Source organism: Microbacterium azadirachtae, from assembly GCF_000956545.1.
Taxonomy (GTDB): Bacteria; Actinomycetota; Actinomycetes; order Actinomycetales; family Microbacteriaceae; genus Microbacterium; species Microbacterium azadirachtae.
The window spans coordinates 1-14,991 of the sequence record NZ_JYIT01000078.1 but is presented as its reverse complement, the minus strand read 5'-3'; the positions used below and the strand labels follow the sequence as shown (position 1 = coordinate 14,991).

Annotated in this window: 10 protein-coding genes and 2 pseudogenes; 3 read left to right on the top strand and 9 right to left on the bottom strand. The window is 72.7% G+C overall.

Features of this window, described 5'->3' with window-relative positions; all coding sequences use genetic code 11:
* Position 1: 1 nt before the first annotated feature.
* The 8 genes and pseudogenes from RL72_RS10610 to RL72_RS10580 form a co-directional block, all read right to left on the bottom strand.
* Positions 2 to 2,260 (bottom strand): heavy metal translocating P-type ATPase, encoded by a 2,259-nt coding sequence (locus RL72_RS10610; RefSeq protein WP_045250817.1) that lies wholly within the window; start codon positions 2,258 to 2,260, stop codon positions 2 to 4.
* A gap of 32 nt (positions 2,261 to 2,292) precedes the next feature.
* A complete protein-coding gene (locus RL72_RS10605; RefSeq protein ID WP_045250816.1) occupies positions 2,293 to 3,219 on the bottom strand; it encodes a hypothetical protein in 927 nt (308 codons plus the stop codon).
* Positions 3,219 to 3,428: a heavy-metal-associated domain-containing protein gene (locus RL72_RS10600; RefSeq protein WP_045250815.1), complete on the bottom strand. Its 210-nt coding sequence runs from the start codon at positions 3,426 to 3,428 to the stop codon at positions 3,219 to 3,221. Before RL72_RS10600 ends, RL72_RS10605 begins: the two co-directional genes overlap by 1 nt.
* A gap of 146 nt (positions 3,429 to 3,574) precedes the next feature.
* Positions 3,575 to 4,153: a DUF1349 domain-containing protein gene (locus tag RL72_RS10595; RefSeq protein WP_045250814.1), complete on the bottom strand. Its 579-nt coding sequence runs from the start codon at positions 4,151 to 4,153 to the stop codon at positions 3,575 to 3,577.
* A 157-nt stretch (positions 4,154 to 4,310) separates the two neighbouring features.
* The gene (locus RL72_RS20240; protein ID WP_045250889.1) at positions 4,311 to 5,462 is read right to left on the bottom strand and encodes a cystathionine gamma-synthase; all 1,152 of its coding nucleotides are present in this window, start codon (positions 5,460 to 5,462) and stop codon (positions 4,311 to 4,313) included.
* A 183-nt stretch (positions 5,463 to 5,645) separates the two neighbouring features.
* Positions 5,646 to 6,539, bottom strand: a pseudogene (locus RL72_RS20235) (PLP-dependent cysteine synthase family protein); the annotation flags it as partial.
* A 182-nt stretch (positions 6,540 to 6,721) separates the two neighbouring features.
* On the bottom strand, positions 6,722 to 7,171 hold the full coding sequence (gene sufU, locus RL72_RS10585; RefSeq protein WP_045250813.1) for a Fe-S cluster assembly sulfur transfer protein SufU: 450 nt from the start codon (positions 7,169 to 7,171) through the stop codon (positions 6,722 to 6,724).
* Positions 7,168 to 8,472: an aminotransferase class V-fold PLP-dependent enzyme gene (locus tag RL72_RS10580; RefSeq protein WP_045250812.1), complete on the bottom strand. Its 1,305-nt coding sequence runs from the start codon at positions 8,470 to 8,472 to the stop codon at positions 7,168 to 7,170. Before RL72_RS10580 ends, sufU begins: the two co-directional genes overlap by 4 nt.
* A 156-nt stretch (positions 8,473 to 8,628) precedes the next feature.
* On the opposite strand from RL72_RS10580, the gene RL72_RS10575 reads away from it, so the two are divergent.
* The 3 genes from RL72_RS10575 (at position 8,629) to RL72_RS10565 (ending at position 14,892) form a co-directional block, all read left to right on the top strand.
* Entirely contained in the window at positions 8,629 to 9,672 is a 1,044-nt protein-coding gene (locus tag RL72_RS10575) for a hypothetical protein (protein WP_045250811.1), read from the top strand.
* 77 nt (positions 9,673 to 9,749) lie between these two features.
* A complete protein-coding gene (locus RL72_RS20560) occupies positions 9,750 to 13,706 on the top strand; it encodes a beta strand repeat-containing protein (protein ID WP_045250810.1) in 3,957 nt (1,318 codons plus the stop codon).
* A gap of 157 nt (positions 13,707 to 13,863) precedes the next feature.
* The gene (locus RL72_RS10565) at positions 13,864 to 14,892 is read left to right on the top strand and encodes an iron-siderophore ABC transporter substrate-binding protein (protein ID WP_045250809.1); all 1,029 of its coding nucleotides are present in this window, start codon (positions 13,864 to 13,866) and stop codon (positions 14,890 to 14,892) included.
* Positions 14,893 to 14,902: 10 nt separating this feature from the next.
* Here RL72_RS10565 and RL72_RS19540 read toward each other — a convergent pair.
* Positions 14,903 to 14,991: pseudogene (locus RL72_RS19540) on the bottom strand (iron chelate uptake ABC transporter family permease subunit); the annotation flags it as partial.

Sequence of the window (14,991 nt, the reverse complement as noted above, 5' to 3'; positions counted from 1 at the left end):
CTCAGCGGAAGCGTCGCAGACGCAGGCTGTTGCCCACCACGAACACGCTCGAGAACGCCATCGCCGCACCGGCGAGCATCGGGTTCAGCAGCCCCAGCGCCGCCACCGGGATCGCCGCCACGTTGTAGGCGAAGGCCCAGAACAGGTTCGCCTTGATCGTGCCGAGCGTGCGCCGGGAGAGCCGGATGGCGTCGGCGGCGGTGCGCAGATCGCCGCGCACCAGCGTGATGTCGCTCGCCTCGATCGCGACGTCGGTGCCGGTGCCCATGGCCATCCCCAAGTCGGCGGTGGCGAGCGCCGGGGCGTCGTTCACGCCGTCGCCCACCATCGCCACGGTCCGCCCCTCCCGCTGCAGCCGCGCGACGACGTCGACCTTGCCCTCGGGCAGCACCTCCGCGACGACCTCGTCGATCCCGACCTCGTCCGCGATGCGCCGCGCGACCGCCGCGTTGTCGCCGGTGAGCAGGATCGGCGTGAGGCCGAGGCGCTTCAGCGCGGCGACCGCGTCGGCGCTCGTCGGCTTCACGGTGTCGGCGACGACGAGGATCCCGCGCGCGACGCCGTCCCAGCCGACGGCGACCACGGTCTTGCCGCCGGCCTCCGCGTCGGCCTTCGCCGCGGCGACCTGCGGGCTGAGGTGCTGCGACCAGTCGGCGAGCAGGGCCTCGCGGCCCACGAGCACGGCATGCCCCTCGACGACGCCCTGGACGCCTCGGCCCTCGATGTTCTGGAAGGACTCGACGCCGCCGAGCTCCCCCGCCGCAGCCGCCGCGCGGGCGACCGCCTGGGCGATCGGGTGCTCCGACGCGTTCTCGACCGCTCCAGCCAGGCGCAGCAGCTCCGCCGGATCCGTCCCGTCCTCGGTCACGACGTCGACGAGGGTCATCCGACCGCTCGTGACCGTGCCCGTCTTGTCGAGCACGATCGTGTCGACGCGACGGGTGGACTCCAGCACCTCGGGCCCCTTGATGAGGATCCCGAGCTGGGCGCCGCGGCCGGTCCCGACCAGCAGCGCGGTCGGGGTGGCGAGACCCAGGGCGCACGGGCACGCGATCACGAGCACCGCGACCGCGGCCGTGAAGGCGGCCGTCGCGCCGAACCCGGCGCCGAGCCACGCCCCGAGCGTCGCGACGGCGACCGCGATCACGATGGGCACGAACACACCGGAGATGCGGTCGGCGAGGCGCTGCACCTCGGCCTTGCCGGTCTGCGCGTCCTCGACGAGTCGCGCCATCTGCGCGAGCTGCGTGTCGGCGCCGACCCGGGTGGCGCGCACCACGAGCCGCCCTCCCGCATTGACCGTGGCGCCGGCGACGACGTCTCCCGCCGTCACCTCGACGGGCACCGACTCGCCGGTCAGCAGGGATGCGTCGACCGCGCCGGCACCCGCGACGACGACCCCGTCCGTGGCGATCTTCTCGCCGGGGCGCACGACGAACTCGTCGCCGACCGTCAGCTGCGCGATCGGGATCCGCACCTCCTCCGAGGTCGATCCGCCCTCGGAGCTCGCGGGCCGGAGCACCGCGACATCCTTCGCGCCGAGCTCGAGCAGTGCGCGCAGGGCGGCGCCGGCCCGGCGCTTGGACCGCTTCTCGAAGTACCGCCCCGCGAGGATGAACACCGTCACCCCGGCGCCCACCTCGAGATAGATGCTGCCCGCGCCGTCACCGGCCGTCAGCGCGAACGAGAACGCATGACGCATGCCCGGCTCGCCGGCCGTGCCGAGGAACAGCGCGTACAGCGACCAGCCGAACGCGGCGAGCGTGCCCATCGAGATGAGCGTGTCCATCGTCGCCGCGCCGTGGCGCAGGTTGAGCCACGCGGCACGGTGGAAGGGCCAGGCGCCCCACACGATCACGGGAGCGGCGAGCGCGAGGGACGCCCACTGCCAGAACGTGAACTGCAGCGCGGGGATCATCGCCAGGGCGATGACGGGGACGGTCAGGATCGTGCTGACGATCAGCCGCGTGCGCAGCGCGCGGAGCTCCCGGTCGTCGGCGTCCTCCGCGGACTCGCCTCCGTCCGCGGCCCCCGGCGCCGCCGGCGGCGCGGGGAGCACAGCGGAGTAGCCGATGTCCTCGACATGCGCGATGAGGACCGAAGGATCCAACCCCTCGGGCAGCGACACCTTCGCCTTCTCCGTCGCGTAGTTCACGGTCGCCGTCACGCCGTCGATCCGGTTCAGGGTCTTCTCGATGCGGTTCGCGCAGGAGGCGCAGGTCATCCCGCCGATCTCGAGCTCCAGGCTTTTCGCGTCCATGGGTGCGTCTCCTTCCGATGTCGTCGTATGGGTCAGTGGGCGTGGGCGACGGCGTCCCGTACGAAGGCCGCCGTGTGCACGACGCCGTCGACCTGGAAGTCGAAGTAGAGCAGGTAGCGGCCGGCCGTGGGCACCTGCGCGCCGAAGCGCACGTCGGGCCCGGAGACCTCACCGGGCGACGGCTCCGCACCCTCGGGGTGCACGTGCAGGTAGGCCAGGTCGCCTTCACGCAGCGCCACCAGATGGCCGAACGCGCCCAGATAGGGCTGCAGCGCGGTGACCGGTGCGCCGTCTCGCGTGATCGTGACGGTCAGCTCGGACGCGGATCCCGGAACCAGGTCGCCTGTGATGCGCGCCTCGAACCCGTCCACGCGAGCAGTGGCGGTGGTCTCGGGGTGCGTCGGCGCGAAGGAGCCGGCGACGTCGACGGTGCGGGTGAGGGTGACCGGATCCGCGCCCGAGGCGGCGAAGTCCGCGAACACCCGGTACGACCCTGCGGCATCCCACGTCCAGGGCAGACTCCAGGTGCCGCTCGCGCGGTCGAGAGCGGGATGCACGTGGCGGAACCATGCACCGTCGCTGCGCACGACGATGAGGTGCAGATCCTTCTCGTGCTGGGGCTCATAAGCCGTGACCGGGGACCCGGCCGGATCCAGGATGCAGAAGCTCAGCTCGCCGCTCTCCCCCACCGTGCCCGGCGCGGAGACCGGGGCGAGGGTGAAGCCGCCCGCCGCCAGCGCGACCCCGGATGCCGTCTCGGCCGCGGTGTGACCGCCGTGACCGGGTGAGGACTCTGCGGTCGGTGCGTGCATGTCGTGGTCCTGCATGCCCTTCTCCTCCTGCTGGATGCCCTGCGGAGCGGCACCGCGCGGGGCGACCAGGCCCGCGGCGCCGAACGCCACGGCGAAGGTCGCCGCGAGCGCTGCGCCGTACAGGCCCAGTCGTCCCGCAGCGTTCATCAGGCCCGGACCGCCCGGTATCCGGCTTCGTCGACCGCCGCGAAGACGCGGGCGTCGTCGAGCGGGGCGCTCGCGGTGATGACGAGCGAGCCGTCGGCCGCACTGACCTGGACGGCGTCGACGCCGGCGATCTTGCCGACTTCGCGCCGCACGGACATCTCGCAGTGGCCGCAGGTCATTCCGGTCACCTGGTACTCGGTGGTGGTCATGTCGTCTCCTCCGTCCGATACCCCGTCCGGGTATCCGATATCGACAACCATATACCCCCAGGGGGTATTCCCGCATCCGTCAGGATCCGGATCGGATGCCTCAGGATCCGGGCGGATGGCGTCGCCCTGCAGAGTGAGGCCGTCGGTCAGTGCAGCGCGCCGTCGGCCTCGACCACGCGCCACGCGTGCAGCCGCACTGCCAGCCCCGGCCGCGTCGGAGCGCACACGAACGGTCCCGCCTCCGCCGCGAGCTCGGCGGGGAAGGGCAGGACGCGCACGAGCTGCAGCGGGGCGCCGGCCAGACCCGCGCGCACCGTGAGGGCGTCGTCACCGCGGCTCACGCGCACCAGGACCCGCCGGTCGATCCACTCCGGCACCGGCGACAGCGACCAGTCCGACATGACGTCGGTGACGACGGCGCCCACCTGAGGCCGGCCGTCCGCGAACTCCACCCCCGCCTTGACCCAGCGCTCGGCGGACGCGCGCACGAACACGCCGGCCTGGTCGAACTGGGCGGAGAACGCCGCGGTGAACTCCACCTCCACGGCCGTGCCCACGGCGAACGGCGCGAGGAGCGCGTGCTCGTTGTCGTGCACGAACCCGTACGCCGTGACGCGCCAGGCATCGCTCCCCTCGACCGCCGTGACGACGAGATCCCGGCCGTCTTCGGCGAGCGCGGCGGGGGCGTGGGTCCAGCGTCCGTCCGACCAGGCGATGTCCGTCATATCGCCAGGCTACGGCCTCCCCGGAAGCGTCGCCCCGGCCCGGTCACGCTGCTCGCCCGTACACAGTGCAGGAGATCCGGCCCCCTCCGGCCCGATCGGGCCGAGACGGAGCCGGATCTCCTGCACTGTGTCTGACGAAGGGGCCGGAGCCGGGGAGTCAGGCGCGGAGAGCCTGCTCCAGGTCGGCGAGGAGGTCGGCGATGTCCTCGAGGCCGACGGACAGCCGCACGACCTCCACCGGCACCGCGGCCTCGGTGCCGCGCACGGAGGCGTGCGTCATCGCGTCCGGGTAGTTCACGAGCGACTCCACGCCGCCGAGCGACTCGGCGAGCTGGAACACGCGGGTCGACTCGGCGAAGCGGCGGGCCGCCTCCCCGGACTCCAGGGCGACCGAGACGATGCCTCCGAAGCCGGACATCTGGCGGGCGGCGAGCTCGTGGCCGGGGTGCTCCGGAAGGCCGGGGTAGTAGACGTGGGCGACGCGCGGGTGGGTCACCAGGAACTCCGCCACCGCCTCGGCGTTGGCGTTGTGCTGGCGCATCCGCACCGGCAGCGTCTTGATGCCGCGCGTGGTCAGCCAGGCGTCGAACGGTCCGGACACCGCACCCACCGCGAACTGCAGGAAGCCGACCTTCTCGGCGAGCTCGGCGTCCTTCAGCACCACCGCGCCGCCGACGACGTCGGAGTGGCCGCCGAGGTACTTCGTGGTGGAGTGCACGACCACATCGGCCCCGAGGGAGAGCGGGCGCTGCAGAGCCGGGGTGGCGAACGTGTTGTCGACGACGACCACGGATTCGGCGGCGTGGCCGATCTCGGCGAGCGCGGCGATGTCGGAGATCCGCAGCAGCGGGTTCGAGGGCGTCTCGACCCACAGCACGCGCGGCGCCTTGGCGGCGACCGCGGCGCGCACGGCCTCGGTGTCGCTCATGTCGACGACCTGCACGGTGACGCCCCAGGTGCCGAGCACCCGGGAGATGAGCCGGAACGTCCCGCCGTACACGTCGTTGCCGAGCAGCACGTGGTCTCCGGGCTGCAGGATCGCCCGCAGCAGGGTGTCCTCGGCGGCGAGCCCGGATGCGAAGGAGTACGCGTGCGTGCCGCCCTCGAGCGCCGCGAGCTGCTGCTGCAGGGCGTCCCGCGTCGGGTTGCCGCTGCGTCCGTATTCGTAGCCCTGGCGGAGTCCGCCGATGCCGTCCTGCACGAAGGTGGTCGACAGGTGCAGCGGCGGGATCACCGCGCCCGTGTAGGGATCGGCGGCCTGACCGGCGTGGATGGCGGCGGTGGCGGTCTTGTCGGTCTCGATGGTCATCTCGGATCCTCCTGCGTGGTTCGGTTCGTTCGTCTGGCGGGCGTCGGCGGCGGGCATGGCGCCGCCGGGCGGGTCGATGGGGGCGTGCGCGGTCTCGGCGGCCGTCACGGCGAACCCGTGTCCGGTCATCCAGTCGTCGTCGTAGAGCTTGTCGAGGTAGCCGCGGCCGTGGTCGGGCAGCAGCACGACCACGACGTCGTGCTCACCGAGCCCCTCCGCGATCCGCAGGGCCGCCACCACGGCCATGCCGCTGGATCCGCCGACGAGCAGACCCTCCTCGCGCGCCAGCCGGCGGGTCATCGCGAACGACTCGGCATCCGAGACGCGTTCGTAGCCGTCGACCACGGCTCCGTCGAACGTGTCCGGGAGAAAGTCCTCCCCCACGCCCTCGACGAGGTAGGAGTGCACCGGACCGCCGGAGTAGAGGGACCCCTCCGGATCCGCGCCGATCACGCGCACGCGTCCCTTGCTGACCTCCTTGAGATAGCGCCCGGTGCCGCTGATCGTGCCGCCCGTGCCGATGCCGGCGACGAAGTGGGTGACGCGTCCGTCCGTGTCGTCCCAGATCTCGGGCCCCGTCGAGCGGTAGTGGCCGAGCGGGCCGTTCTGGTTCGCGAACTGGTTGGGGTTGAAGGCGCCGGGGATCTCGCGGGCGAGGCGCGCGGCGACCGAATAGTACGACTCGGGGTGCTCGGGCGGCACGGAGGTGGGCGTGACGACCACTTCGGCGCCGAAGGCGCGCAGCGTCGCGACCTTCGGCCCGTCGAACTTGTCGGGCACGACGAACACCATGCGGTAGCCGCGCTGGAGGGCGATCAGTGCGAGGCCGACACCCGTGTTGCCGCTCGTCGCCTCGACGATCGTGCCGCCGGGGAGCAGCAGGCCGTCGCGTTCGGCGGCGTCGACGATCGATCGTGCGATGCGGTCCTTCGCGGAACCGCCGGGGTTGAAGTACTCGAGCTTGGCGAGCACGGTCGCCCGGATCGCGGGACGATCGGCGGTCGCGCCGGTGACGGAGGTGAGACGGACGAGGGGCGTCGCGCCGACGAGATCGGCGACGTGGCTTGCGTAGCGCACGGGAAGGGGTCCTGAACGGTCGTCGCGCGAGAGGGCGCGGATCTGTCTGTGGTCGTCGAAGGTGCGCGGAACGCGCTCAGAGACAACAACGACAGGTCAGGGCCACGATGTCAACATACCCGATCGCTCGCCGGATCCGGAATCCGCCGGTCCCGCACCGGCTTCCGCAGCGCGAGGACGGCTCAGGCGCGCAGCAGCGCGTCCTCCAGGGCGACCCACGCGAGCATCGCGCACTTCACCCGCGCGACGTAGCGGCTCACGCCGGTCAGGGCGGCTGCGTCGCCGTACACGTCCTCGTCCAGCTCGACGGCGCCACGGGAGCGCAGCGCCTCACGGAAGCCGTCGATGAGCTCGCCGGCCTCGGCGCGGCTCCTGCCCACCATCAGCTCGGTGAGCATCGACGCCGACGCCTGCGAGATCGAGCAGCCGGATCCCTCCCAGCTCACCTCGGAGATGCGGTCGCCGTCGTCGGAGACCTGCGCCCGGAGCGTGATCTCGTCCCCGCAGATCGGGTTGCGCTGATGCGACTCGGCCGCGTGCGGATCGTCCTCGGCGCCGAGCAGGCCCTTGCCGTGCGGGCGCTTGGAATGATCCAGGATCAGCTCCTGGTAGAGCTCTTCGAGACCGCTCATCTGCTCACGACCTCCTGCTCGGGGGATCCGGAGACCCCGAAGAACGCCCACACGCCGGAGACGGCGTCGAGCATCCGATCGACCTCGTCGGCCGTGTTGTAGAGCGCCGCCGACGCGCGCACGGAGGCCGTGACGCCGAGGCGGGCGTGGACCGGCTCGGCGCAGTGATGGCCCACGCGCACGGCGACGCCGCGCGCGTCCAGGAACTGGCCGACGTCGTGCGCGTGCACACCGTCGACGACGAACGACTGCAGCGCGACGCGTTCTGCCCCGTCCGCGGCGCCGAGCAGCCGCACGCCGTCGATCGCGCCGAGCCCCTCGCGCAGACGCCGCTCGAGTTCCTTCTCGTGCGCGTGCACCGCGTCCATCCCGAGACCGTCGAGGTAGCGCACGGCCGCGGCGAGCGCGATCGCCTGCGACACGGGCTGCGTGCCCGCCTCGAACCGCTGCGGAGGCGGCAGGAACTCGGTGCGCTCGAACGTGACGCGCGTGATCATCGACCCGCCGGTGAGGAACGGGGGCAGTGCCGCGAGCACCTCGCGCCGGCCGTACAGGCCGCCGATGCCGTAGGGGCCCTGCATCTTGTGGCCGGAGAACACGGCGAGGTCGACTCCGAGCGCGGGCAGGTCGAGCGGCAGGTGCGGTGCAGACTGGCAGGCGTCGAGCACGGTGAGCGCTCCGACGGCCTGCGCGAGGGCCACGATCTCGGCGACCGGGTTGACGATGCCGAGCACGTTGGACACGTGCGTGAAGGCGACCACCCGCGTGCGGGATCCGATGACCTCCGCGGCGTGATCGAGGTCGAGGGTGCCGTCGTCGCGGATCCGGATCACGCGCAGGACGGCGCCGGTGCGGGCCGCCAGCTCCTGCCACGGCACGATGTTCGCGTGGTGCTCGGCCTCGGTCACGACGAGCTCGTCGCCCGGCTGCAGGGCGAAGCGGGCGCTCGCCGGCGCGCCGCGGCCGGCGGTGGCGTTGCCGATCGCGTACGCGACGAGGTTGAGTCCCTCGGTCGCCCCGTGCGTCCAGACCAGGTCGTCGGCCCGCGCCCCGACGAAGCCGGCGACCGCGGCTCGCGCGTCCTCGTAGAGCTCGGTCGCCTCGGCGGCGAGGGTGTGCGCGCCGCGGTGCACCGCCGCGTTCGAGCGCTCCAGGAAGTCGCGCTCGGCGTCCAGCACGACGCGCGGTTTCTGGCTCGTCGCCGCCGAGTCGAGGTACGCCAGCGGCGCCCCGTTCACGGACTCGGCGAGCAGGGGGAAATCGGCGCGGACGGCGGCCACATCGAGGTGGGGAGAACTCACGTATCAACGCTACGTCAGTGCCGGCCCCCTGGGATCCGTCTGGAGCTCTCGGTCTCGATCCGGTGACGCCGTGTGAAACAACCGATCGCGGCTCTGGACAGATCCCCTCCCGCAGGAATACCTTGTGCGGTACAGCGGTATATCGGGGGGTAAACCATGCAGGGTCGCACGTGGTCGCTACGGGGATTCGTCCCCGCTGCGATCGCGGGCGGACTCCTCGCCGTCGGCTGGGTCGCACTGTCGATCGCTTTCGGATCCGGCTCCGCGCAGGCTGCGGAGACCGTGCCGCCCCCGCCTCCGAGTCTCCTCGGCACGCTGCAGAGCACGGTCGGAGCCGTGCAGGACACCATCGCCGCCGCCCCCGTCACCGTGCAGAGCACCGTGACCGCCGTGCCGCAGACGGTCGCGGAGACGCTTCCTGAGCCGGTCCCGGCCGTGGCGCCCGAGCCGGCGCCCGTCGCCGACGCGGCGCCCGCGGATGTCGCGGCGCCCCGCACTTCGGTGGTGGCGCCGGTCGTCGAGGCGACGGTCCCGCTCCTGCGCAGCGTCGACCAGACGGCCGAAGCCGCGGTCGGCACCGTGACCGGCACTGTGGGCGCCGTCGCCCCGGCGCTGACCCCGGCGCTCTCGCCTGTCGACGCGGTGCTGCACCGCGTGCCGGCGACGCTCGACACGGTGACCTCCGCCCTCCCTGCACTGGCGGTGTCGCTCGACGACACCGTGGGCACCGTCGGCGGCACCGTGCGCGACGCGACCGGGCTCATTCCGGTCGTGATCACCGTTCCATCCGGCCCCGTGATCCCTTCGCTCCCCGGCGGCGGGCCGAGCTCCGGTCCATCCACGCCGCCCGGCGCTCCGGCGCTCGTGGCCGCGGCGGGGATGGTGGTCTCTGCCACCGAGGCGACGACGCGTGTCGCGGCCGCTCCCGACGAGGTCTCGGAGACGGCGCAGCAGTCCGCCTCTTCCGGATCGACGTCGCCGCTGAGCCCGGCGCACCACCCCGGCGGATCTCCGGCCTCCGAGCTGGGCATCCCCGGCACCGGATCCGCAGCCGGCGGCGGCGCGGTCGACGTGCGACTGCTCGGCACGGTCTCTTCGCTTTCAGCAGGCGACCGCCTGCTGACCGTCCGCACCGGATCCGCAGGCGACGACCGCCTGCCGGCATCTCCGGTCGCGGACCACGACTCCTCTCCCGACTGATCGGGGCATGGCCGTCCTCGAGGACGGCACGTGTCATCGCGCATTCGCGCACGCCCCAGATCAGAAGGAAAGAGAACATGAATCGCATCGTCAAGCGTGCTCTCTGGGGCACGCTCATCGCGGGCGGGATCACTCTCGCCGGCGCGACGGCGGCGAATGCCGCAGAGACGCCACCCAATGGCGCCGACTGCGGCTGCAACGTCGTCAACAGCACTCTCACGGCAGTCACGAACCTCGTCGCCGGTGCCTGCGATCCGTCGCAGGGCGGCGGAGGGACCGGCGGCCTTCCCGCCGTCACGCAGGACGTCTCGAACCTCGTCGGCGACACGCTCGGCACGGTCACGGGAACGGATCCGTCCGGAGGTGGCACGGATCCCGGCCTGCCCCCGGTGCCGGCCGTCCCCGACGTCACGAGCTCCGTCGTCCAGGCCGCCACGTCGGCGACCGACGGGGCCGTGGACACCGTCAGCGACGTCACCGACGCAGCCACGACCGGAGTGACGAACACGGTCGACGACGTCACGCATGCGGCCGCGAGCGGCGCTGCGGACACCGTCGGCTCGGTCGTCACGGCAGCGGGGAACGGTGTCGACGGAACCGTCGACGGCGTCGCCCACGCCGCGTCATCCGGTCTCGGCGAGACCCTCGACGGTCTCACCGCGCACCTGCCCTCCGTTCCGGGCGTGCCCTCCGTTCCGGGTCTCCCGGGCAACGGCGGAACGCCGGGTCTCCCCGGGCTTCCGGGTCTCCCCGGCCTGCCCGGGCTTCCGGATCTCCCGGGGCTTCCGGGTGGTTCGCTGCCCGGCGTTCCGGGCCTTCCCGGGAGCGGCGGGGCTCCGGGCGTGATCACGGTCCCCATCCCGGGGGTCGGTTCGGTCCACGCCGGCACCACGCCGAACGGGCTCAACGTCGGCAAGAACCTGAACGTCCTCGGAGTCAAGGACGTCTGGGACCTCACCGCGGGCCCGCACGGAGTGAGCACGACCGACCGCATCGGCACCGACGCCACGAACGTCTACGTCGACGCGGCCCTGCCCACCACGGGCACCACGCCGGGACACGCCTCCGTCACGCTGCCGGTCCTCGGCAACCTGACCGGCGGCCTCCCCACCGTCCCGGGACTTCCCGGCGGCGGATCCCTGCCCGGGCTTCCCGGCACCGGCGGCACTCCCGGAGGTAATGGAGGAGGAACCATTCCGGGGCTGCCGACCATCCCGGGCCTGCCCGACCTCGGCGGAGTCGTGAGCGGCGTGACCGGATCCCTTCCGGCGCTGCCCTCGGTTCCGGGCCTGCCCTCGGTTCCGGGTCTTCCGGGTACCGGCGGGACGCCGGGCGTGATCACGGTCCCCCTCCCCGGTGTCGGTTCGGTCCACGCCGGCACCACGCCTGATGGTCTGAACGTCGGCAAGAACCTGAACGTCCTCGGAGTCAAGGACGTCTGGGACCTGACCGCCGGCCCCAAGGGCGTCTCCACCACCGACCGCATCGGCACGGACAGCACCAACGTCTACGTCGACGCGGCCCTGCCCACCACGGGCACCACGCCGGGACACGCCTCCGTCACGCTGCCGAACCTCGGCAACCTGACCGGCGGCCTCCCCACCGTCCCCGGCCTGCCCGGCAACGGCGGAACCCCGGGCCTCCCGGGGCTTCCGGGCCTGCCGAACCTCGGCGGAGTCCTCGGCGGCCTGACCGGATCCCTCCCGGGCCTGCCTTCCGTTCCCGGCCTGCCGGGCAACAGCGGGACGCCGGGTGTGGTCACGGTTCCCCTCCCGGGTGTCGGGTCGGTCCACGCCGGCACCACGCCTGACGGGCTCAACGTCGGCAAGAACCTGAACGTCCTCGGAGTCAAGGACGTCTGGGACCTGACCGCCGGTCCCAAGGGCGTCTCCACCACCGACCGCATCGGCACGGACAGCACCAACGTCTACGTCGACGCGGCCCTGCCCACCACGGGCACCACGCCGGGACACGCCTCCGTCACGCTGCCGAACCTCGGCAACCTGACCGGCGGCCTCCCCACCGTCCCCGGCCTGCCCGGCAACGGCGGAACCCCGGGCCTCCCGGGGCTTCCGGGCCTGCCGAACCTCGGCGGAGTCCTCGGCGGCGTGACCGGATCCCTTCCGGGCCTCCCCACCGTTCCCGGCCTGCCGGGCAACGGCGGAACCCCGGGCCTCCCGGGGCTTCCGGGCCTGCCGAACCTCGGCGGAGTCCTCGGCGGTCTGACCGGATCCCTCCCGGGCTTGCCCACCGTTCCGGGTCTCCCGGGCACGGGTGGCACCCCGGGCACGGGTGTCATCACGGTTCCCATCCCGGGTGTCGGTTCGGTCCACGCCGGCACCACCCCCGACGGGCTCAACGTCGGCAAGAACCTGAACGTCCTCGGAGTCAAGGACGTCTGGGACCTGACCGCCGGCCCCAAGGGCGTCTCCACCACCGACCGCATCGGCACCGACGCCACGAACGTCTACGTCGATGCAGCCGTCCCCACCACGGGAACCACTGCACCGCACGCCTCGGTCACGCTGCCGGTCCTCGGCAACCTGACCGGCGGGCTCCCCACCGTCCCGGGCCTGCCCGGCAACGGCGGAACCCCGGGCCTCCCGGGGCTTCCCGGCCTGCCGAACCTCGGCGGAGTCCTCAGCGGTCTGACCGGATCCCTTCCGGGCCTGCCCACCGTCCCCGGCCTCCCGGGCACGGGCGGCACCCCGGGCCTTCCCGGCCTGCCGAACCTCGGCGGAGTCCTCGGCAGCCTGCCCGGATCCCTTCCGGGCCTGCCCACCGTCCCCGGCCTGCCGGGCACGGGCGGCACCCCGGGCCTCCCGGGGCTTCCGGGCCTGCCGAACCTCGGCGGAGTCCTCGGAAGCCTGACCGGATCCCTCCCGGGACTGCCCTCCGTTCCCGCCCTGCCCGGCAACGGCGGAACCCCGGGCCTCCCGGGCCTGCCGAACCTCGGCGGAGTCCTCGGCAGTCTGACCGGATCCCTCCCGGGCTTGCCCACCGTCCCTGGCCTGCCGGGCAACGGCGGAACCCCGGGCCTCCCGGGCCTGCCGAACCTCGGCACGGTCCTGGGCGGTCTGACCGGATCCCTGCCCGGCCTCCCCACCGTCCCTGGCCTGCCGGGCAACGGCGGAACCCCGGGCCTCCCGGGCCTGCCGAACCTCGGCACGGTCCTGGGCGGTCTGACCGGATCCCTGCCCGGCCTCCCCACCGTCCCTGGCCTGCCGGGCAACGGCGGAACCCCGGGCCTCCCCGGCCTGCCGAACCTCGGCACGGTCCTGGGCGGTCTGACCGGATCCCTCCCGGGACTGCCCACCGTTCCCGCCCTGCCCGGCAACGGCGGAACCCCAGGCGTCCCGGGGCTTCCGGGAGCGCCGAACCTCGGCGGCCTGACGGGTGCACTCACGGGGATCCTCCCCGGTGAGCCGCACCCGGGCACGGGCCTGCCGAACCTCGGCAGCATCCTCAGCGGGATCACCGGCAGCCTCCCCAGGCTGCCCTCCGTCCCCGGTCTGCCTTCGGTTCCGGGCCTCCCCGGCACCGGGGGCACCCCGGGCAACGGCGGCCCCCTCGGCGGCCTGCCGTCTCTGCCCATCGGTGACCTCGGCGGCATCGTCGGCGGCGTCACCGGATCCGTCCCGACGGTGCTCAGCGGCGTCGTCGGAGGGGTCACGGGCTCCCTGCCCGGCGTGATCGGCGGGGTCACCGGATCCCTGCCCGTGATCGGCGGGATCATCGGGTCCCTCCCCGGCCTGCCCACGGTGCCCGGAACCCCGGGAACCCCGGGAACTCCGGGTACCCCGGGCACGCCCGGCACGGGCGTCGGAGGAACCGTTCCCGGCGTCGCCGACGGCGGGGTCCAGGTCGTGTCCTCGGTGGCCCATGGGCTGGCCAACGGGGCGCGCATCCTGCACGCCGCGACCACGAGGAACGGCTCTCTCGCGCAGACCGGGTTCTACGACCCGTTCCTGCTCTTCGCCGGCCTGATCCTGCTCGCCGCAGGCGCCGTGACGAAGGCGATCGAGCGTCGCTGATCCCTCAAAGCGGAGGGTCGTCCGTCCGGGCGGCCCTCCGCTTCGGCGTGCCTGCTCACCCCCTCGCACCGCAACGGCGACCATCGCCTCTTCGGGAAGATTCCGGAGCGTAGGTTAGGCTTACCTACATACCCGTCGTTCCGATCTGAGGAGATCCATGCCTGCCCTCCGCCTGCGCCGCAGCGCAGCCGTCGTCGCCCTTCTCACCGCCGGCGCCCTCGCCCTGAGCGCGTGCTCCACCGGAAACGCCCCCGCAGCAGACAGCGGCGCATCCGGCGGCACGTTCCCGGCGACCGTCACGCACGTCTACGGCAAGACCGTCATCGAGTCGGCCCCCAAGAACGTCGCCACGATCGGCTGGGGCAGCTTCGACGCCGCGATCGCACTGGGCACGGTCCCCGTCACGATCCCGAAGGCGACCTTCGGCGACCCCGACGGCGACGGCTACCTGGAGTGGACGAAGGATGCGATCACCGCCGACAAGGCGAAGCTGCCGCCGCTGCACGACGAGACCGACGGGATCCCCTACGAGAAGATCGCGGACACGTCACCGGATCTGATCCTCGGCACGAACTCCGGCCTCACGAAGCAGGAGTACGACACGCTCACCAAGATCGCCCCCACCGTCGCCTACCCGGGCGCACCGTGGGGCACCTCGTGGCGCGAGTCGACGACGATGATCGGCGCCGCACTCGGCAAGGCGACCGAGGCCAAGACGCTCATCGCCGACACCGAGAAGGCGATGTCGGACGAGATGGCGAAGTACCCTGCCGCGAAGGGCAAAACCGGCATGGTGATGTGGGTCGACGCGAAGGATCTCGGCAAGGTGCAGTACTACGTGCCCAGCGACACCCGCGTGCAGTACCTGAACGACCTCGGATTCGCGACGCCGGCCTCGATCACCGAGCTGGCGAAGAACGAGAAGGGCTTCGTCGGCACCATCTCGGCCGAGCAGGCCGACAAGCTCGACGCCGACGTCGCCGTGATCTACGTGCAGGGCGGTGACCTGTCCACCCTGCAGAACGACCCGCTGCTGAGCCGCATCCCGGCCGTGAAGAAGGGCGCCGTCGCGCTCATGAACGATGAAGCCCTGCTGATGGCGGTGTCGGCACCGACCGTGCTCTCCATCCCGTGGGCCCTGCCGACCTACGCCAAGATGCTCGGCGAGGCCGCAGCCAAGGCCTGATGACCCTCGCCCCCGCCCCGACGAACAGCGATGCTCCGGCGTTCACGCCGAGCAGACCGGGGTCGGCCAGGGGGTTGCGGGCCATGCCCTGCATGAGCG

Excerpts from the sequence above, each read along its gene's own strand:
- RL72_RS10565 (WP_045250809.1), top strand. The coding sequence starts at position 13,864 with ATGCCTGCCCTCCGCCTGCGCCGCAGCGCAGCCGTCGTCGCCCTTCTC.
- RL72_RS20240 (WP_045250889.1), bottom strand. The coding sequence starts at position 5,462 with ATGACCATCGAGACCGACAAGACCGCCACCGCCGCCATCCACGCCGGT.
- RL72_RS10605 (WP_045250816.1), bottom strand. The coding sequence starts at position 3,219 with ATGAACGCTGCGGGACGACTGGGCCTGTACGGCGCAGCGCTCGCGGCG.
- RL72_RS20560 (WP_045250810.1), top strand. The coding sequence starts at position 9,750 with ATGAATCGCATCGTCAAGCGTGCTCTCTGGGGCACGCTCATCGCGGGC.
- RL72_RS10595 (WP_045250814.1), bottom strand. The coding sequence starts at position 4,153 with ATGACGGACATCGCCTGGTCGGACGGACGCTGGACCCACGCCCCCGCC.
- RL72_RS10600 (WP_045250815.1), bottom strand. The coding sequence starts at position 3,428 with ATGACCACCACCGAGTACCAGGTGACCGGAATGACCTGCGGCCACTGC.
- RL72_RS10610 (WP_045250817.1), bottom strand. The coding sequence starts at position 2,260 with ATGGACGCGAAAAGCCTGGAGCTCGAGATCGGCGGGATGACCTGCGCC.
- sufU (WP_045250813.1), bottom strand. The coding sequence starts at position 7,171 with ATGAGCGGTCTCGAAGAGCTCTACCAGGAGCTGATCCTGGATCATTCC.
- RL72_RS10575 (WP_045250811.1), top strand. The coding sequence starts at position 8,629 with ATGCAGGGTCGCACGTGGTCGCTACGGGGATTCGTCCCCGCTGCGATC.